Source organism: Afipia dichlorophenoxyacetatis (genome assembly GCF_055386385.1).
Genome location: NZ_AP029250.1, coordinates 4,250,211 through 4,269,137, shown reverse-complemented (window position 1 = coordinate 4,269,137; position 18,927 = coordinate 4,250,211). Strand labels below are relative to the sequence as shown.

Here is an 18,927-nt window from a genome sequence, read left to right as displayed (position 1 = left end):
TTAAGGCGGTTGTCGAAGGGCACGACTACTGGCGTTTGGCGGTAATCTGGCTGAGCGAACATGGCTTGCGACAGTCACGCGGTGCAGCGAAAGCGTCGCACCGCGTGCACTGTCAGACAAAGCACTGGTTAGTTGCACTTCGCCCCGGTCATCCCGCCCTTGATCCAGTCGACCGACTTGATGCCCGGCGGCGGATTCACGCACTCTGCGGGGAAAAGCTGAATGTCGACTAGTTCGACCCGCTTCTTCGTTGGATCGTACTTCGTACGGCTGATGGCGATCGGCTGGATGGCTTGATGACCGTCGCCATTCTTCATCTGAATCAAACCGCCGGGGCTTTGCCATTCCGAGCCGGTCAACGCCGTGATGATCTCGTCTGTAGTTGGCTTCTTGCCGCCGTTTTTCTCCATCGCCTTTTCGATCGCGTTCTTCAATCCGAGGATCGACTGCGTCACACGATAGGCGGCCTGCACCGGATAAACGCCATTCGCCTTCTCATAGCCCTGGAAGAACCAGTCATTGAGGGGTGATTTTTGCGACATCAATCCGTAAGCGCCGCGAGCACCGATGATCACACCGTCAGGCATTTTGTCGCCGAGCGGCGGGAGGACGTGATCGGCGGCGCTCAACACAAGCTGGCTGCGCTTGGAGAGCCCGCGCGGCACCGATTGCAGCACAAATGCCTGCAGGTCGCCGCCCCAGAGACTGGAATACACGACGTCTGAGCCCGCACTGACGAGAGCCGAAATTTCCGTGCCGTATTGGCCGGCACCGAACTTCGGCAACAGGTCAGCGTTGAGCTTGGCATCAGGATAGAGCTGTCCTGCAGCTCCGACGAAGTCGGCCCGGCTGTCCTGGCCCCAGGCATAATCCTGGTTGATGGCCGAGAAGCTGCCCATCTTGATGTTGCGCAATTTCATGTAGCGAATGAGCGCGACGTTATCCATCGTGGCATGCGCTGCCGTGCGGAACACGTAATTGTATTTTGCTTCTTCGAAGATGCGCGGCGTTCCGCAATCGAATAGCAACAGCAGCTTCTTGAGCTCTTCGGCGATAGGTGCGACGGCGAGACAATCACCGGAACCTATATAGCCGATCACGGCATCGACGTTGTCGCGCTGGTAGAGGTTGCGCAACTCCTGGACCTGTTTTGTCGCACCGCCGTTTTCGTCGATCACGACCGGCTCGATCTTCATGCCGCCGAAGCCGCCTTTCTGGTAGGGCGCTGGTGCGGCGCCTTTGTTCAATTCGTCGATGACAAATTGAGCGCCTTTGCTGGCCGGTACGCCGAAGCTTTCGGCCGCGGGGCCTGACAAAAATGTGACGATGCCGAGCTTGAAACTGTCTTGAGCTGGCGTGGGGGTTGCAAATGTCAGCACTGCGCCAGAGCATGTGGCGAACAGCGCGAACGAGCGCTTGATACGCGAAAGGTAATTCATTGTGTCCTCCCAAATGGCCGGTCTTGCCGGCTTTTCCCGCGTCCGTTTGCCGGACATCTTGGAATCGGAAGCTTAGGCGGGGTTTTTTGGTCCGTCTATGGAGCTAGCACCAATCCATTGCGAAGGACGAAAAGCCGCAGATGCTGCAACCGCTCACTCGAACCGAAAATATGGGGTGGTGTACGGACACCGGAGCGATATATTTGATTAACGAGGCTGTGCATTAAGTACGCGACCAACCCACCGGTTTGCTGCGGGTCGATTCCTTTTCGGGCGATCTTCGGCGCCAAGCATTCCCCTCAGTTCAAAGGTACAAGGCACATGATCATTCGTTCGCTTTTCGCAGCATTTTCGCTGGTCGCCATGGCCGGCGTCGCTCATGCTCAGGACGCCGCAGCCGGCGAGAAATCGTTCGCCAAGTGCCGCGCCTGTCACCAGATCGGGGAAACCGCCAAGAACGCCGTTGGTCCTGAACTCAACGGACTGATCGGCCGCCATTCCGGTTCGGTGGAAGGCTACAACTATTCCGAGGCCAACAAGAAGTCCGGTATCACTTGGGATGAGGCGACCTTCGCCGAATACATCAAAGACCCCAAGGGCAAGATCCCGGGCACGAAAATGGCTTTCGCAGGCATCAAGAACGAGCAGGAGATCAAGGATCTCACCGCGTTCCTCAAGCAGTTTGACAAGGACGGCAAGAAGAAGTGATCCGGCATTACCGCCGATCAGCGCGAGATCCAAAGTAAAAGGCGGGCGGAAAATTCCGCCCGCCTTTGCTTTTAGTAGTCTGTTTTGCTGAGTTACGGTTTGAAGGCGAAGTCCGGACCGATCGCCACATCTGCCGGGATTGGCGGCAGATCGGAGAACACTTCCGGATGATCCTTCATCACCTTCAGGATCGGTTTCGGATCGATGTGCTTGTTGACGTCGAAGGTTGACTTCAGCATGCCGAGGCGTTGGAGCCGATCCTCTGCACTCCAGAGTGCGCGATAGTTGTTGGCCGAAAGGCGACGGTCAGCCTGTTGGATGTTGAATTGCATCGCGGCTTCCGCGATGTCCAGCTTGAGGCCGGGGATCCAACGGGTTGCAACCTGTGCGGCCTGCTTCGGATTTTTACGCATCCACTGGTCGGCTTCTGACACGGCGGCCATAAACTTGACAGCGGTGTCGGGATTCTTCTCAACCCATGAGCGCAACGCGACGTTGAATCCCAGATAGGAGATCACGTCACCCCCACGCACCACTTCAAAGGCGCCCGGCACATCCTTCTGGGCCACGATCGGCCATGGATCCCAGCCCGCGAAGGCATCGATGCCTTTGGCGAGCAGCGCAACCGTCATGTCCGGCGGCGGAGTATTTACCAGCGTGACATCTTCCGGCTTCAGCCCGGCCTTCTCGAGGGTGGCCAGAATGTAAAGGTGATTGATCGTGCCGAAGGAGGCGGCGATCTTCTTGCCCTTGAGGCTCTTGGTGTCGCCTTTGACGATCCCCGAACCTTCGCGGGCGATGATTGCCATCGTCGCGTCCGAGCCCGCCTTGGTAGCGTTTCCGCTGTAGTTGCCGAGCGCAACGAGATCCATGCCGCGCAGCACAGCGCCGATCATGGGCACGCCGACCTGAACGATGTCGCTCTCGCCAGCCTGAAGAGCGTTGAGCGAGTCCACGCCAGTAGCGTAGGGGCGGGCGATGTCGACATCGAGGCCGTACTTCTCGAAGAAGCCACGCTCCAGTGCGATCGGCAATCCGATCTGGTCGATGCTGCTGACCATGCCGGCCTTAAGCTTGATCAGGTTCTGCGCCTGAGCCGGCATACAGACCAGCACCAGGGCTGCGCCCAGCAATAAAATTCGTTTCATTATCATCCTCCCGTTTTAATTGGTCCTACGCTCGTCACCCAATACGGCCGCGCCACTGATGTGAGATCCACCCGTTTGACGCCACGAAGTTCGATCGAATGATCATCCGCGCCGGAAACCCGTCCAAATTTCTGGAATGCAAGGACGTGAAAGCGCTCCGGGGTGAAGGGGAGCTCGATCTGCACGTTCACCTTTTCCGAAGTCCCTGCTAGCTCCGGCGAAATTTTTCCTGGGGCTGCAAGCGTCAGCCAGATTTGGAATCCGGCCCACGCGGCGATGACGCCGAGAACAAAACGGCCTTTGTTCGAGCGCAGGATTGCTGACAACAGACTCATGCGGCGCGCACCATTTGCAGCACCTGCGCGGACAAACGCTTGAAGGTATCGTCCTCAATCAGATCGTCCCAGACGCGCGGGCGTGGCAGATCGACCTTGATTTGATCCAGCACGCGGCCCTTCGACAGAACGACCACGCGGTTGGCGAGAAACACAGCTTCCGGCACGTCGTGGGTGATGAAGATGACGGTCGGCTTGCGCTCCTGCCAGATGCGGGTGAGCTCCTCCTGAAGCGTCATGCGGGTCTGCGCATCGACGCTTGCGAAGGGTTCGTCCATCAGCAGGACGGCTGGATTGTTGGCGAGAGCGCGCACCACGCCGACGCGCTGCTGCATACCGCCCGACAATTCGTTGGGATAGCGATTGGCCGCATGGGAAAGACCGGCCAGCGCCAGATATTCATGAGCGATCTTGTCGCGCTCGGCCTTCGGGACGCCACGCATCTTTGGACCAAAGCCGACATTGTCGAGCACGGTCTTCCACGGAAACAGCGCGAACGATTGAAACACGACGCCACGCTCAGGTCCGGGACCATTGACCGCCTTGCCGTCGAGCAGAATTTCACCTCCTGAGTAGGGGATGAAGCCGGCGATCATATTGAGCACCGTTGTCTTGCCGCAACCGGACGGTCCGACCACGGAAATGAATTCTCCTTGTTCGACCTCGAGCGAGATGTCGTGAACAGCGGTGACGTGCGATCCGGCGTAAGGATCGAAATAGGTCTTCTGCAGATTACGGATCGAGAGCGTTTTCATGATGTCACCAGTCCCCAACGCTGGCCGGTCGCGCGTTCGATCGGCGCGAGGATCCAGGCGTCTACGATGTACCAAAGCAGTCCAAGAATGATCATGCCGAGCAGGATTTCGACGGTTGAACCAGCGCGGCGCGCATCGAACATCATGAAGCCGATGCCGCTGGTACCAACGATCATCTCCACGGCGATCAGTGCGCGCCAGCCGTAGCCGAGGCCATTGCGGAGTCCGGTAATGATATTAGGCAGCGCACCCGGCAATGTCACTTCAAAGAGGACGCGTGCGCGTGAAGCGCCAAGGCTACGCGCCGCGCGAGCAAGATCCCGAGGCACTGATTCCACGCCAAGCACCGTGTTGAGCACCACTGGAAACAGCACGGTGTAGACGATGACGAACGTCATGGTGGTGAGGCCGAAGCCAAACCAGATCAGCAGGATCGGAAGCCATGCAATGTCGCCGATGGCCTGGAAGAACAGGAGGATGGGCCAGAAAATGCGATGGGCAGTCTTGTTGGTGCCGATCAGAATTCCAAGCGGAATGCCGAGCGCCATACCGACGGCCGCGCCCGCGAACAGGCGGACAAGGCTATCTTGTAGATAATCCGGCAGAATGCCCTTGTAGGTCAGCGTGATGAACGACCGCATGACTTCTGCCGGGCCGGGAAAAAACGCGCGTGGAAACACACCGGATTCGGCGACTGCAGTCCACAGCGCCACGACGGGTATGAACGGGATGATGGCGGCATGCGCCGGCCATCGGACCGTCATGCGGGTGTAGGCCCCCCAAGTTTTCAGAGCGAAATTCATGCGCGCCTCACCAAGCCCCAGCGCTCGATGGTCGCGCGCTCAAGTGGAACAAGCAGCAGCCGGTCGATCAGGAGCCACAGCACGCCGATGACGATCATGCCGAGGACGATGACTTCGGTGCGGTAGAAATCGCGGGCCACGAACAGCATGTAGCCAAGGCCGACATTGGTCGCGATCATTTCGGCTGCAATCAGTCCGCGCCAGGCAAAGCCGAGACCGGTACGGATACCTGTGACGATGTTCGGCAATGCGCCGGGCAGAAGAACCTGTGTCAGCACCGCCCAGCGGCCGGCGCCGAGTGAAGCGGCAGCGTTGCGCAAGGCATGAGGGATCGTCGAAACGCCGAGCAGGGTATTGTAGGCGACGACGAAGAACACCGCGTTGAAAATGACGAAAATGATGGCGCCGAAGCCGTATCCGAACCACAGCGTTGCAATCGGAATCCACGCGATACCGGCGAGCACCGAGAAGAAGCGGAAGAGCGGTGTCAGGAATGCGGAGACGCCGGGGCTGACGCCCATGGCGATGCCGAGCGGAACGGCCGTGACAATGCCGATCAACGTGCCGAGACCGACGCGCAGCAGGCTGGCACCGATATGGTTGAGGAGAGTGCCGTCCTTGATCGATTCAATGGCGGCGGTCCCGACGGAGCCGACCGATGGGAATATCCGCGGATTGACATTGAAAAGCGGTACGACGACAGCCCAGATGGCGACAAGCGCAAGCAGCGGTGCCACGAACACGGCTGCCCCTGCGAGAGAGCTAATCCCTCGCGTGACCCATCGCGGTTGGACTTTTTGACTGGACATGACCAGCACGCAACCTCCTTGTGATCAGGCTTCTGATCGAGACTTTTTGTCGTTTCTTCTTGTTGGCTGACTTAAGTTATCAGCGGCGACATCGTCGCTTGGAAGCGTGGCACGTCGCCACACGTCTCGCGATTGCCTCACACAACGGCGTAACCTCCGTCGATGACGAGCACCGCGCCTGTCACGAAAGACGCGACAGGTGAGCAGAGATAGAGAACGCCACCGAGCAGATCAGAGGGCTGTCCCCAGCGGCCGAGCGGCGTCCGGCCCAGAATGGCCTCGCTACGCTCCTGATTGCCTTGCAGTGCTGAGGTGAGGGGGGTGGCGATCCAGCCCGGCGCAATGGCGTTGACGCGGATTCCATCGCTCGCATAGGCGATGGCAAGTGACTTTGTTAGTTGCGCGATGCCGCCCTTGCTGGCGGCATATCCTGGAACCAGACCGCCACCGAAGAACGACAGCATCGAAGCAAGATTGACGATGGCGCCTTTCGATTGCGCGAGCAGCGGGCGGGCCGTCGCGCAAACCCGCATCGTTCCATTGAGATTGATGTCGACGACGGACTCGAAGACGCTGGGGTCAAGTTCGTCGCCACGCCGGATTACGCCGGCACAATTCACGACCACATCGAGGCTATCGAACGAGCCAATCAATGATTTGATCGCAGCGCTGTCCCGCACATCGAGAAGCTGGGCGTTCGCTTTCTTCAGGACCGGATCTGAGGCAAGAGCGGCAATCTCAGCATCGCTAACGCCCGCGACGGTCACGTTGGCGCCGGCCTCGATGAAGCCGCGTGCAATGCCTGCGCCGATGCCCGATGTACCTCCGGTCACAAGCACGCGCTTGCCCGCATACCACATCGATGCCCAGGCGCCAGATGTCGCGTCATTGGTGGGACCATCACTCATCAGCGCACGAACTGATCGACGTAATCGGCGCCGAGGCCAACCGATGTGTAGTGCGCGCGACACATGTCGAGCTTGGTGAAGACGTCTTCGTAGCCGGTGTGCCTATTCTGCTCATCGAGATAGACCATCGATCCCTGAATATTGAAGAACGTGATCATCTCTGAGGTGTCTTCCGGCACCACCAGCGTGTGAATTTCACCCGGCGGTTCGAACACATAGGAACCTTCGGAGGCGACCCAGTCGTGTTCGCGATAGAACCACTTTCCTTTCAGGACAAAGCCGTGAACGGGGTTGGGATGCAGATGTCGCGACAGGACACCGGCCCGCCGCACGCGTAGCAAGTTGCACCACTGGCCCTGCCGGGTGTTGAGCATCAGCGGCCTGAACCACACGTCAGGGGCCTGGGGGACCCATACGCGCTCGTCCTCCGGGATTGCAACGACGGCAATCTCCGGCGATGCGAGAACGTGGGTCGACCCCTTCATATCACGATACATTGCGCTTCCTTTTGGCCTTGCCGTTTGTGGCCGGCTTTGCAGCGGCGGATCTCGCAGCCGCAGTCCTTCGCTTTGACAGTTTGAATTCGGTGTAGCCAAGCACCTGTTCCATCGCGGCGCGAGCCTTGTCGGCGTCGCCTTCGTCGATGGCACGCGCGGCAATGGCGTGGTTCGGCAAGTTGTCTTCGAACCAGCCGGTGCTGCCGATGGCCACGAGGAAAACCGTGCTCAGAATGGTGTCGATCGCGCTCCGGAACCCCTGCAGTACAGGGTTGTGCGTGGCGTCGAGAATCGCCAGGTGAAAGGCTTTATCAGCGTCGATAGCGCTGGCCTGATCGTGCGAGGTTTCCATCGCGGTAAGCGCGGCGTTGATGCGCTGCCGGTCGGTCTTGGTCGCGCGCTTGGCTGCCATTGCGGCTGCGGCGGGTTCGATGATCGACCGAACTTCCTGAATGGCAAGCAGAAGTTCACGATCCGGTTCGTCTTTGCCGACCAACCAAGTCAGAACGTCGCGGTCGAGCAGGCTCCAGTCGCGGCGCGGGCGGACATGCGTGCCATGGCGCGGGCGGACGCTGACCAAACCCTTGGCAGCGAGCGTTTTAATGGCTTCACGGATCACGCCACGCCCGACGCCGAACCGCACTTCGAGATCATGTTCCGGGGGCAGCGCAGCACCGACCGGGATCAGGTCTTGCGCGATCTCGCTGCCGAGCGTCGTCAGCACGGCGTGAATACGCCCCGGCTTGACGCGCTTGTCGGCTGTCTTCGGACGTGCCTTGACCAAGGTGATCTCTCCCATTCGTTGCTCTGACGGCAACGTACGGGGACGCTAGCACGGTCAGGATTGTGGATGCAATCATCCGATGTTAAACATCGGATGATTGACGGAATTGTTGCGGTGCGAAATTCATTCGCGTGGCGCGAGGCCGATCAACATTATAAAGACAGCAACGACAAATCACAGGCGAGGCAGCGCAAATCCATGGCGACCATCGGTTATCTGACAACCACTCTTTTCGACTTTGGCGCGATCAAAAGCCTGAAGAATGAAGTCGATGCCCTCGGCATCCGCAGGCCCTTGCTTGTCACGGATCCGGGCGTGGAAGCCGCGGGCATTGCAGCGAAGGTGCTCGCGCAGCTCGACGGAGTGGCCGTGACGGTCTTCGCAAAGACGCCAGCCAATCCGACCGAAGAGGCAGTGATAGAGGGCGTCGCCTCCTACCGAAGTGGGAATTGCGACGGTGTCATCGCACTCGGAGGTGGGTCACCGATCGATCTTGCGAAGGGGGTTGCGCTGGCCGCCACGCATGCGGAACCGCTTGAAACCTATGCAGCGATCCGCAATGGCGTTGGCAAGATCACGGCGAGCGTTGCGCCAGTGATCGCGATCCCGACCACGGCTGGCACCGGCAGTGAAGTGGGGCGCGGTGCGCTGATCAATCTCAGCAATGGTTCGAAGCTCGCATTGATCAGTCCGCATCTCATCCCGAAGCGCGCGATCTGCGATCCCGAATTGACGCTCGGCCTTCCTCCAGTGTTAACCGCCGCAACCGGAATTGACGCGCTGACGCACTGCATCGAGACGTATCTGTCGCCGCTCGTCAATCCACCGGCGGAAGCCATTGCACTCGACGGTGCTTATCGCGCGTGGCACTTCATCAAGCGCGCCACGGAAAATGGGTCTGATCGCGAGGCCCGCTGGGAAATGATGATGGCCGCGCTGGAGGGAGGCATGACCTTCCAAAAGGGATTGGGCGCGGTACACTCCCTGTCCCACGCTGCCGGTGCCTTGCGGCAGCCGACGCTTCATCACGGCATGCTGAACGGCGTGTTTCTTCCGCACATCCTGCGGTTCAACTCCGACAGCGTTGGCAAGAAGAAGTACGACAAGCTCCGTGAGGTATTCGGACTAGATGCAAAGGCCGATCTCGCTGCGGCAGTGTCCGATCTCGTCAAGTCACTCGGTTTGCCGCTGACGCTCGGTCAGATGGGATTTGAGGAAAAGCATATTCCGGAGACGGTCAAGCGCGCGCTTGCCGATCACTCTAATGCGACAACGCCGCGCAAGGCGACTGCGGAAGAGTTCGAAGCGTTGCTGCGGGCGGCACTGTAGGGTCGGTCGCTCTGAAGGCCGACCAGCTCGAAGCCTTCCGGGCTCTGGCGAAGCGCTTGAAGTAATACATTAAGAAGAAAAATGGCGCCGAAACCAGTGTTGCAGCGCCATTTTCAGGTCTCGAATTAAGGACTTTTACTCCGCCGGAGCGTGATGTGCGGCTGCAGGCGCGTGTCCCACGGATGACTCTCCGTGCTGCGTCAGCGGACGGTTGCCCGCCAGCGCGCGAAGCAGCACATAGAACACCGGCGTGAAGAAGATGCCGAAGGCGGTGACGCCGATCATACCGGAAAACACCGCCACACCCATCGCATGACGCATTTCGGAACCTGCGCCCGTCGACGTCACCAGTGGCACGGTGCCCATAATGAACGCCATCGACGTCATCAGGATGGGGCGTAACCGCAGACGGCTGGCTTCGATGGCCGCTTCGATCGGCTTTCGTCCGGCGAACTCGAGCTCTCGCGCAAATTCGACGATCAGAATCGCGTTCTTGGCCGATAATCCCACCAGCACGATCAGACCGATCTGCGTAAACACGTTGTTGTCGCCACGCGTCAACCAGACGCCGAACATCGCGGCCAGCAGGCCCATCGGTACGATCATGATGATCGCCAGCGGTAACGTCAGGCTTTCGTACTGAGCTGCCAGCACCAGGAACACCAGGAACAGCGCGATCGGGAAGACGTACAGCGACGAATTGCCGGCAATGATCTCCTGATAGGTCAATTCGGTCCATTCATAACCGATGCCTTTCGGGAAGACCTCTTTGGCGATCCGTTCGACCGCAGCTCGCGACTGTCCGGTTGAATAACCCGGAGCAGTCGCACCGTTAACGTCGGCGGTCAGGAAGCCGTTGTAGCGCATGGCGCGTTCTGGGCCGGAGCTAGCCTGTACTTTCAGCAACACCGACAGAGGGACCATTTCGCCGGTGCTCGAACGGACTTTCAACAGACCGACATCTTCGGCGCGGGCGCGGAATTTGGAATCCGCTTGTACGCGCACGGTATAGGTACGCCCGAATTTATTGAAGTCATTGACGTAGTACGAACCCAGATAGATCTGCATCGTATCGAACACGCTTGTCACCGGAACGCTCAACTGGCGCGCCTTGGTGCGATCGATATCGGCATAAAGCTGTGGCGTGTTGATCTGATAGCTGGAGAACAGTCCCGCCAATTCAGGCGCGGTGGTGGACTTTGTAAGAAACGCCTTGGTGGCATCATTCAGCGCGGCATAGCCAAGCCCCGCCTGATCCTCGATCTGGAACTTGAAACCACCGATGGTGCCGAGACCCGGAACGGGCGGCGGCGGAAACATCGCGATGAACGCCTCCTGGATCGTCGCGAACTTGCCGTTAAGCGCCATGGCGATGGCATTGCCGCTGAGGCTCGGGTCCTTGCGCTCTTCGAACGGCTTCAGGGTAACGAACACGATGCCAGCGTTCGACGAGTTGGTGAAGCCATTGATCGAAAGGCCGGGGAAGGCGACCGCGCTTTCAACACCAGGCTGCTTGAGGGCGATGTCACCCATGCGGCGAATGACTTCCTCGGTGCGATCAAGCGTTGAGCCGTCCGGCAACTGCGCGAAGCCGACGAGATACTGCTTGTCCTGTCCCGGGACGAAGCCACCCGGAACTGTCTTGAACAAGCCGAAAGTCACCGCAACCAGGGCCACATAGACGCCCATGACGATTGTCTTGCGAGATATGACTCGCCTGACCCCGCCACTGTACCCTTCCGAGGCAACGTGAAAGACGCGGTTGAAACGTTTGAAGAACCAGCCGAGGCTCTTTTCCATTCCCCTGGTCAGGGCATCCTTTGGAGCGTCGTGCGATTTCAGCAGCAACGCCGCCAGTGCCGGGGAGAGCGTCAGCGAGTTGAATGCGGAGATCACAGTCGAGATGGCAACGGTGAGGGCGAACTGCTTGTAGAACTGTCCTGTGAGGCCGGTGATGAATGCCAATGGTACGAACACTGCGACGAGCACAAGCGCGATGGCGATGATCGGTCCGGTCACCTCGCGCATGGCCTGATAGCTCGCCTCGACAGGCGACAGGCCTTGCTCGATGTTGCGCTCGACGTTCTCCACCACGACGATGGCGTCGTCGACCACGATGCCGATGGCGAGCACCAGTCCGAACAGGCTCAGCGCGTTGATGGAGAATCCGAACAGGAACATCACGGCGAAGGTGCCGATGATCGACACCGGAACAGCGATCAATGGGATGATCGAAGCGCGCCATGTCTGCAGGAACAGAATGACGACCAGCACGACGAGGGCCACCGCTTCCAGCAGAGTATGTATGACCGCCTCGATCGATGCACGAACGAACTGAGTCGGGTCATAGACGATGCTGTAGTCCATGCCGTCAGGCATGTTCTCCTTCAGTTCCGCCATTGTCTTGCGGACGTTGTCGGAAATCTGGATCGCGTTCGATCCGGGCGACTGGAAGATCGGAATGGCCACTGCCGACTTGTTGTTGAGCAGGGAGCGGAGCGAATAGTCAGCGGCGCCGAGCTCAATGCGTGCGATGTCTCGCAGACGGGTAACGTCGCCGTTGGCGCCGGTCTTGACGATGATGTCGCCGAATTCCTCCTCGTCCTTCAAACGGCCCTGCGCGTTGATCGACAGTTGGAGGTCGAGACCGCTATCGCTGGGCGACGCGCCCACCACGCCGGCGGCGGCTTGCACGTTCTGCGCCTGGATTTCACGAACGACGTCGCTGGCGGATAAGCCCCGCTCGGCGACTTTCTGCGGATCAAGCCAGATGCGCATCGAATAGTCGCCGGAGCCGAACAGTTGCACCTGACCGACGCCTTGAATGCGCGCGAGCCTGTCCTTGACGTTCAACACTGCATAATTGCGCAGATACGTCATGTCGTAGCGGTCGTTAGGCGAGAGCAAATGCACGACCATGGTCAGGTCGGGCGCGCTCTTGATGGTGGTGATGCCGAGCGAGCGGACTTCCTGCGGCAGGCGAGGCTCGGCCTGTGACACTCGGTTCTGCACCAGCTGCTGCGCTTTGTCAGGGTCTGTGCCCAGGCGGAACGTGACGTTCAGCGTCATCACGCCGTCGGTTGTCGCCTGACTGCTCATGTAGAGCATGTCTTCAACGCCGTTGATCTGCTCTTCGATTGGCGTCGCGACTGTTTCCGCGATGACTTTCGGGTTCGCACCCGGATATGTCGCACGAACAACGACCGTCGGCGGAGAGACTTCCGGGTACTCGGAGATCGGCAGCGCAGGCAGGGACAACAGTCCGGCGAGGAAGATCAGCGTCGACAAAACGCCAGCGAAAATTGGCCTGTCGATAAAGAACTTCGAGATATTCATGGCACTATCTCATTTGGTCTTGAATGCCGACGCACCAATGGCGTCGACGGAATCGGTGCGGAAAGAAGAAGTCGTATTTCGATTAGTTGGCACTCATCTCGATGACTTGTGGTGCAACGGTTGCACCCGGACGAATACGTTGCAGTCCCTTGACCACAATGCGTTCGCCGACTTTGAGGCCGCTCGTGACAGCACGCTGCCCGTCAATCGACGTACCGAGCGTCACCTCGCGGTATTCAGCCTTGTTGTCTTTGGAGATGACCATCACGAATTTCTTGTTCTGGTCGGTGCCGACGGCGCGCTCATTGATTGTCATCACGCGAGCGGTTTTCGGTTGGCCCATCGCCAGACGGACGAACTGCCCCGGAATCAGATGGCCATCGCTGTTGTCGAACACGGCGCGCACGCGGACAGTGCCGGTGCGGGGATCAACCTGATTATCGATCAACTGCATCTGACCTTCGAAAGGAGCGCCTTCGCTGGTAGCAGTTCCCATCTTGACCGGGATGCGGCCGGTTTTCGCCGCCGCATCATCTTTCCCCAAGGAGTTGAGCGCACGCAAGACGACCTGTTCGTCCGCGTTGAAGCTGGCGTAGATCGGCGAGGTTGAAACGATCGTCGTCAGAAGCGGCGAGCCTGGACCCGCTGCAATCAGATTGCCGACCGTGATTTCGCGCTTTCCGACGCGACCGGTCACCGGTGCGCGGACTTCGGTGTAACCGAGATTGAGTTGAGCGGTCTTGAGAGCGGCTTGAGCGCCTTTGAGGTTGGCTTCCGCCTCGCGATAAGCATTGATGCGATTGTCCTGGTCGCGTTGCGAAATGGTTTGCGATCCAGTCAGTTGCTGGCCACGCTCGAAATCACTTTTGGCGTACACTAGGCGTGACTGTGCCGCTGCAACCTGGGCGTCCGCGCGAGCCACCTCTGCTGCGTAGAGATCTGGATCGATGACGACGAGAACATCACCTTCCTTGACCATCGCGCCTTCACGGAAGCGGATTTCCTGAATGGCGCCTGCCACGCGAGAGCGAACTTCGACCTGTTCGATAGCTTCGAGGCGGCCGGAGAATTCATCCCAGACAGTGGCGTCGTGCTCTTCAACCGTGGCGACCGAAACAGGAATCGCTGCGGGTGCTGCCGCCACGGCATCGGCCTTAGCGCCTCCGTTGGAACTTGGGAGGAAGGCCGTTCCCGCGGCTGCGAGAATGGCGATACCGGCTGCGGCGCTCAGAAGGCCGGTTTTGAGTGAAAACTGTTTCATGGTGTGTCCCCAATCATCTGCCAGAAATGCGATTCAGCCTTGCAAAACAGAGGCTTGGATGTATTTGAGATCCGCTCCACCAGCAATCTCGGCTCCAGTTCCAAATCTCTAACGCTACGCTGCATCGCAAAAATCTGTAACGAGCGGTATAGATAGAAAGTGGACAACCCCTGTCAAGAGACATATCTAACGAAAGGTACAAAACTGAAAGGCCGGTGAGATGGGTATGGGACGCCCGCGTGAATTCGACCTCGATCAGGCGCTGGAGCAGGCGCTCGAGGTGTTTTGGCGCAAGGGATATGAAGGCGCGTCCATTGCCGAGTTGACGGAAAGCATGGGCATCACCAAGCCGTCGCTCTACGCCGCGTTTGGCAACAAGGAAGAGTTGTTCCGCAAGGCTTTCGATCGTTACGTCGATGGCCCTGGTGGCTTTGTGAAAATCGCGCTCCAGCAACCGACCGCGCGTGCTGTCGTTGAGCACCTTCTTTATGGCGAAGCCGATGCGGTCACCGATCCGGAGTATCCGCCGGGATGTCTGTCGGTGAACGCGGCGCTGACCTGTAGCGACGCGGCCGAGTCCATCAAACAAGAGCTGATGTCGCGTCGCGCAAAGGCCGAGGACGATCTTCGCCAGCGCTTCGAGCAGGCGAAGGCGGAAGGTGATTTGCCGGAAACAGCGGATGTCGCAGGGTTGGCGCGCTACGTCCAGACCATCCTGCAGGGAATGGCCGTCCAGGCGGTTAGCGGCGCCAAGCGTGTCGAACTGCGTAAGCTCGTCGATATGGTCCTGATAACCTGGCCGCCAGTCGCGAGCTAACGGTCAGGCGCGCCGCAGATATCTCTGCGACGCGCTTGTGTTCACTTCACAATGCAAGTGTTATCCGAGCATCTGCGTATCGCCGCAGATCGAGATGGCTTGACCTGAAATTGTGCGGCCGCGGGGGCTCGCCATAAAGACGATCTGGTCGGCGAGCTGCTGCGGCGTGACGTAATCTTTGACCGATGTGTAAGAAAACGCGATCTTTTCCATTTCGCTATACGAGATGCCGCGTTGCTGAGCCTTTGCTTCCAGCACACGACGCTGTCTATCGCCTGCGACCAGGCCGGGGAGGATCGCGTTGACACGAATGTTGTCGGGGCCAAGTTCGATCGACAATGATTTGGTAAAGCCAATGACGCCCCACTTGGCTGCCGCATAGGGGGAGCGCATCGCAAAGCCGAGCCGTCCTGCAGCAGATGAGATGTTGACGATGGACGCGTTCTTGCTCTGGCGCAGCAGCGGCACAGCGAGGCGCGTGCAGTTGAACTGTCCGGTCAGGCAAATATCGAGGCAACGATCCCAGTCTTCGGGATTCATTTCCTCGACCTTCGAGGTCGGTCCCGCAATGCCGGCATTATTGACAAGCACATCGAGACCGCCGAGCACAGTAGTGGCTTCCGCAAACAGGTTTTTGACGGATGCACGATCGGACACATCGCAAACGGTTTGCGTCAATGTTGGATCGCTCGTCTTAAGCGCGGAGAGAGCGGCAGTGTCCACATCGCAGATGTGAACCTTTGCGCCTTCGGCGACAAACGCACGGGCGATGGCCAATCCGATGCCGTTGGCGCCTGCGGTCACCAGCACGCGCAATCCTTTGATGTCGAGATCCATAAGGGCTCCAGTTTTGCTTTTGAGAGTTATTCGGCGAGGCCGCCGCGAGACAGAATAACGTTCGCAGCGGAGCTGATGTCCGCGCTGATGCCGGCTTTTGCTGCAGCCTCGTCACCATCTTTGATGGCGGTGAGGACTTGGGCGTGAAAGCGGATTGCGTCGCCTTTTGCTAAGCGTTCTGGATTTGCACGCAGGTCGAGATTGATGACGGGGCCCACTTTGAGCCACAGCGCGCGAATGATCTCTACGAAAGTCGGGGAGTGGGCGGCTTCATAGACCGCGAAGTGAAATGTCTTGTTGAATTCGACCGCTTGCGGAAGGTTTGGATTACTGGCGAGGCTCTCGGCGCGCATAGCCGCCTCCGCTTTTGCGATCGACTTGAGGTCTTCATCGCTGCGTGTGCGTGCGGCGATCGCAGCCACGTGCCCTTCGATTTCGATGCGCGCCTGCGTCAGGTCGCGAAATTGTGCCGCGCTCATCAACGGCACACGAATGGCTCGGTTGGGGGTTACCTCGAGTGCTTTGTCGGCGACGAGGCGCGATACTGCTTCGCGCACGGGCATGATGGACACACCAAGGACATCCGCAGCCTGGCGCAGCGAAAGCTTATCGCCCGGCGCCATGCGTCCCGAAAACAAAAGGTCTGATAGTTGTGCATAAGCGCGCTCACCCAGCGTTTGCCGATCAAGCGGCTCGACGAGATTGAGTGCAGCGGGACGGTTCATCACCGGCAAATCCTGACCGACGACCAAAACTGAAACAAAGGACTAGACAAGGTCGTCACGGTTTGCGAGCTTAAGTGTGATCACAGATCACGGCAAGCGGTATAAGCGCCAAAAAGAAGCGCGACGCTCGACCGGAAAGAAAAAGCGCCGCGCGATGCGGCCGTCACAGGGAGAAGGCAATGTCTTTCAAGAATCAATTCACGCGACGTGCTTTGCTGAAGACCGCTGGTGGACTGGCGGTGATGTCGAGCGTGTCAGCTCCATCGATTTTGCGGGCGCAGTCATCGGACGTGATCCGTATCGGGCATTTGACGCCGCGGACCGGATTCCTCGGCCCATTGGGTGAATACGGTGTGATGGCAGCGGATCTTGCGGTCGAAGAAATCAACGCGTCGGGCGGCATCATGGGCCGGAAGGTTGAGCTGCTGAAGGAAGACTCGGTTAATCCGCAGACAGCGTCGACCAAGGCCGAGCGCATGATCGAGCGCGACAAGGTGACATGCATCATCGGTGAGATTTCGTCGGCTTCGGCGCTGACCATCGCGCAGGTCGCTCAGCGCAACAAGACGCTGTTCATCAATACCGGCGCGAACTCTGACGCGCTGCGTGGTTCGGATTGCAAGCGTTACATGTTCCACGTCGAATCACAGAACTCGATGTATGTGAAGTCCGTTGGTCGCTCGTTCATGCAAGACGGATTGGTCAAGGGCAAGAAGTGGTACTCACTCACGGCGGACTATGCGTTCGGTCACGACTTGCTGCGTGTCGCCAAGCGTTTCATGGAAGCAAATGGTGGTCAGTTCGCTGGCGACGATCTGGTGCCGACGGATGCCACCGACTTCTCGGCTTATCTCCTCAAAATCCGCGATGCGAAGCCGGATCTCGTTGCCATCAATCTCTCCGGCAACCAGATCACCAACTTCTTGAAGCAGTACGCCGAATTCGGTCTGACCTTCCCTGTGGGCGGCTTTGGCTTCGATACCGCGCTCGCTTGGGCCGCAGGCAAGGGCAACTTCGTCGGCACCTGGCCGTCGGTCTGGCACCACATGATCGATACCGCAGGCACCAAGGCCTTCGTTGGGGCCTTCACCAAGAAGTATTCCAAGCCGCCGGAGAACCAGGCTTGGGGTGACTACACTGCGACCAAGATCGTGGCGCAGTCGTTCAACGAATTGAAGTCGTCCGACTCGACCAAGGTGGTTGAACACTTCGAGAAGGGCGCGAAGTTCGACGTGCTCAAGACCCGCCAGGGCTATTTCCGCGCGGGAGACCATCAGCTGATGCACGAGATGTACGCCATCACTGCGCTGCCGCCAGAGAAGATCAAGAACCAGTGGGACATCTTCACCTCGAGTGGACCGGTGCCTGGTCCGAATGAGGACCTCGAAGTGATCGCAGCCACCAAGGAAGAAAACACCTGCGTCTTCCCGACGTGAGCAATTGCCGTGGTCTTCAGCAGTATTCCTGAAGACCACGGCCTTAATTCACGAGTTCATTGATTTTCCCGACACGCGCTCGGCGCGAAGTCCATTGGTCGCGGGGCGATTGCCATGTCCGCTATGCTACTTGCACAGCAGGTCCTCAACGGACTGCTTGACGGTGTCTACTATCTGCTGATCGCGCTGGGATTGTCGCTGATCTTCTCGCTCGGCGGCATCGTCAATCTTGCCCACGGCGCCTTCTTCGCAATCGGCGCATACCTCACGCTGGTCATTTCGCCGTATCTCGGATTCAGCGGTGCGCTGGTGTTGTCGCCCGTGGTGGTCGCACTGCTTGGTATTGTCATCGAGCGCTTGCTGTTCCAGCGCTTCTATCGGGCTGATCCGATCCTGTCGCTGCTGTTGACATTCGGCCTGGCAATGGTCGCCGAACAGGCGTTGCGCATGATCTTTGGCGCGCCGCCGTTGTCATATTCGATCCCGCAGGCCTTGCGCGGACAAGTGTTCATTGGGAGTTTCATCTACTCGTTCTACCGCGTCGTGCTGCTCGGCATTGCGGCGGGCTGTATCGCAGGGTTGTGGGTGTTGTTGCGGCTGACGCCGTTCGGTCGTGTCGTTCGCGCAGGCGTGCAAAATCCTGACATGGTGGGCGCGCTGGGTATTTCGCTCCAGCCATACATGGCAGGTATTGCTGCGCTTGGTATCGGTCTCGCGGGACTGGCGGGCGTGTTGCTCGCGCCGATTTACGCAATCCATCCTGCGATGGGCAATGAGATCATCACGCCGGCCTTCGTGGTGGTGGTGATCGGTGGCCTCGGATCGTTCTGGGGGGTGGTGGCGGCGGCGATCCTCGTCGGCGTCGTCAAGGGCGTGATGGTCGGCATCGGCTATTCCGCTGCCTCGACCGCCGCGATCTACCTTCTCATGCTTCTGGTGCTTCTGTTCAGGCCGCGTGGTCTGTTCGGCGAGCGTATCACCCGCTTCGAGTGAGGCTCGC

The 18,927-nt window shown here is 59.0% G+C and carries 18 protein-coding genes; 5 read left to right on the top strand and 13 right to left on the bottom strand.

The window, feature by feature from the left end; all coding sequences use genetic code 11:
- Positions 1-128 precede the first annotated feature (128 nt).
- Positions 129-1,439 carry an ABC transporter substrate-binding protein gene (locus tag ACZ5C3_RS19920; RefSeq protein WP_464032371.1) on the bottom strand — a complete coding sequence of 437 codons (1,311 nt, stop codon included), beginning with the start codon at positions 1,437-1,439 and terminating at the stop codon, positions 129-131.
- A 321-nt stretch (positions 1,440-1,760) separates the two neighbouring features.
- Here ACZ5C3_RS19920 and ACZ5C3_RS19915 point away from each other — a divergent pair, with 321 nt between their 5' ends.
- A complete protein-coding gene (locus tag ACZ5C3_RS19915; RefSeq protein ID WP_464032369.1) occupies positions 1,761-2,147 on the top strand; it encodes a c-type cytochrome in 387 nt (128 codons plus the stop codon).
- 92 nt (positions 2,148-2,239) lie between these two features.
- Here the strand turns inward: ACZ5C3_RS19915 and ACZ5C3_RS19910 are convergent, their stop codons facing one another.
- The 8 genes from ACZ5C3_RS19910 to ACZ5C3_RS19875 all read right to left on the bottom strand — a co-directional run bounded on the left by ACZ5C3_RS19910 (position 2,240) and on the right by ACZ5C3_RS19875 (position 8,201).
- Positions 2,240-3,295 (bottom strand): ABC transporter substrate-binding protein, encoded by a 1,056-nt coding sequence (locus ACZ5C3_RS19910; protein ID WP_464032367.1) that lies wholly within the window; start codon positions 3,293-3,295, stop codon positions 2,240-2,242.
- 2 nt (positions 3,296-3,297) lie between these two features.
- Complete coding sequence (locus ACZ5C3_RS19905; protein WP_464032365.1) at positions 3,298-3,630, bottom strand: hypothetical protein; 333 nt, start codon at positions 3,628-3,630, stop codon at positions 3,298-3,300.
- Positions 3,627-4,385 (bottom strand): ABC transporter ATP-binding protein, encoded by a 759-nt coding sequence (locus ACZ5C3_RS19900; RefSeq protein ID WP_464032364.1) that lies wholly within the window; start codon positions 4,383-4,385, stop codon positions 3,627-3,629. Before ACZ5C3_RS19900 ends, ACZ5C3_RS19905 begins: the two co-directional genes overlap by 4 nt.
- Positions 4,382-5,188 (bottom strand): ABC transporter permease, encoded by an 807-nt coding sequence (locus ACZ5C3_RS19895; protein WP_464032362.1) that lies wholly within the window; start codon positions 5,186-5,188, stop codon positions 4,382-4,384. Before ACZ5C3_RS19895 ends, ACZ5C3_RS19900 begins: the two co-directional genes overlap by 4 nt.
- Complete coding sequence (locus tag ACZ5C3_RS19890; RefSeq protein WP_464044235.1) at positions 5,185-5,997, bottom strand: ABC transporter permease; 813 nt, start codon at positions 5,995-5,997, stop codon at positions 5,185-5,187. Before ACZ5C3_RS19890 ends, ACZ5C3_RS19895 begins: the two co-directional genes overlap by 4 nt.
- Positions 5,998-6,134: 137 nt before the next feature.
- Complete coding sequence (locus tag ACZ5C3_RS19885; RefSeq protein WP_464032359.1) at positions 6,135-6,905, bottom strand: SDR family NAD(P)-dependent oxidoreductase; 771 nt, start codon at positions 6,903-6,905, stop codon at positions 6,135-6,137.
- Positions 6,905-7,402, bottom strand: a complete 498-nt coding sequence (locus ACZ5C3_RS19880) for a 2,4'-dihydroxyacetophenone dioxygenase family protein (RefSeq protein WP_464032357.1) — start codon at positions 7,400-7,402, stop codon at positions 6,905-6,907. The genes ACZ5C3_RS19885 and ACZ5C3_RS19880 overlap by 1 nt, the downstream gene beginning before the upstream one ends.
- Positions 7,392-8,201: a FadR/GntR family transcriptional regulator gene (locus ACZ5C3_RS19875; protein WP_464032356.1), complete on the bottom strand. Its 810-nt coding sequence runs from the start codon at positions 8,199-8,201 to the stop codon at positions 7,392-7,394. The genes ACZ5C3_RS19880 and ACZ5C3_RS19875 overlap by 11 nt, the downstream gene beginning before the upstream one ends.
- Positions 8,202-8,384: 183 nt before the next feature.
- On the opposite strand from ACZ5C3_RS19875, the gene ACZ5C3_RS19870 reads away from it, so the two are divergent.
- On the top strand, positions 8,385-9,515 hold the full coding sequence (locus ACZ5C3_RS19870; protein WP_464038383.1) for an iron-containing alcohol dehydrogenase: 1,131 nt from the start codon (positions 8,385-8,387) through the stop codon (positions 9,513-9,515).
- A 135-nt stretch (positions 9,516-9,650) separates the two neighbouring features.
- Here the strand turns inward: ACZ5C3_RS19870 and ACZ5C3_RS19865 are convergent, their stop codons facing one another.
- Positions 9,651-12,851, bottom strand: a complete 3,201-nt coding sequence (locus tag ACZ5C3_RS19865) for an efflux RND transporter permease subunit (RefSeq protein ID WP_464032354.1) — start codon at positions 12,849-12,851, stop codon at positions 9,651-9,653.
- 82 nt (positions 12,852-12,933) lie between these two features.
- Positions 12,934-14,112 (bottom strand): efflux RND transporter periplasmic adaptor subunit, encoded by a 1,179-nt coding sequence (locus tag ACZ5C3_RS19860; protein ID WP_464032353.1) that lies wholly within the window; start codon positions 14,110-14,112, stop codon positions 12,934-12,936.
- A gap of 220 nt (positions 14,113-14,332) precedes the next feature.
- Here ACZ5C3_RS19860 and ACZ5C3_RS19855 point away from each other — a divergent pair, with 220 nt between their 5' ends.
- Positions 14,333-14,929 (top strand): TetR/AcrR family transcriptional regulator, encoded by a 597-nt coding sequence (locus ACZ5C3_RS19855; RefSeq protein WP_464032351.1) that lies wholly within the window; start codon positions 14,333-14,335, stop codon positions 14,927-14,929.
- 60 nt (positions 14,930-14,989) lie between these two features.
- On the opposite strand, the gene ACZ5C3_RS19850 is transcribed toward ACZ5C3_RS19855, so the two are convergent.
- A complete protein-coding gene (locus ACZ5C3_RS19850) occupies positions 14,990-15,766 on the bottom strand; it encodes an SDR family oxidoreductase (RefSeq protein ID WP_464032349.1) in 777 nt (258 codons plus the stop codon).
- 26 nt (positions 15,767-15,792) lie between these two features.
- Positions 15,793-16,491, bottom strand: a complete 699-nt coding sequence (locus ACZ5C3_RS19845) for a GntR family transcriptional regulator (protein ID WP_464032347.1) — start codon at positions 16,489-16,491, stop codon at positions 15,793-15,795.
- 179 nt (positions 16,492-16,670) lie between these two features.
- Here ACZ5C3_RS19845 and ACZ5C3_RS19840 point away from each other — a divergent pair, with 179 nt between their 5' ends.
- Both ACZ5C3_RS19840 and ACZ5C3_RS19835 read left to right on the top strand, forming a co-directional pair.
- Positions 16,671-17,927: an ABC transporter substrate-binding protein gene (locus ACZ5C3_RS19840; protein WP_464032345.1), complete on the top strand. Its 1,257-nt coding sequence runs from the start codon at positions 16,671-16,673 to the stop codon at positions 17,925-17,927.
- A gap of 114 nt (positions 17,928-18,041) precedes the next feature.
- Positions 18,042-18,920, top strand: coding sequence for a branched-chain amino acid ABC transporter permease (locus ACZ5C3_RS19835; protein WP_464032343.1), 879 nt, complete (start codon positions 18,042-18,044; stop codon positions 18,918-18,920).
- Positions 18,921-18,927: the final 7 nt, after the last annotated feature.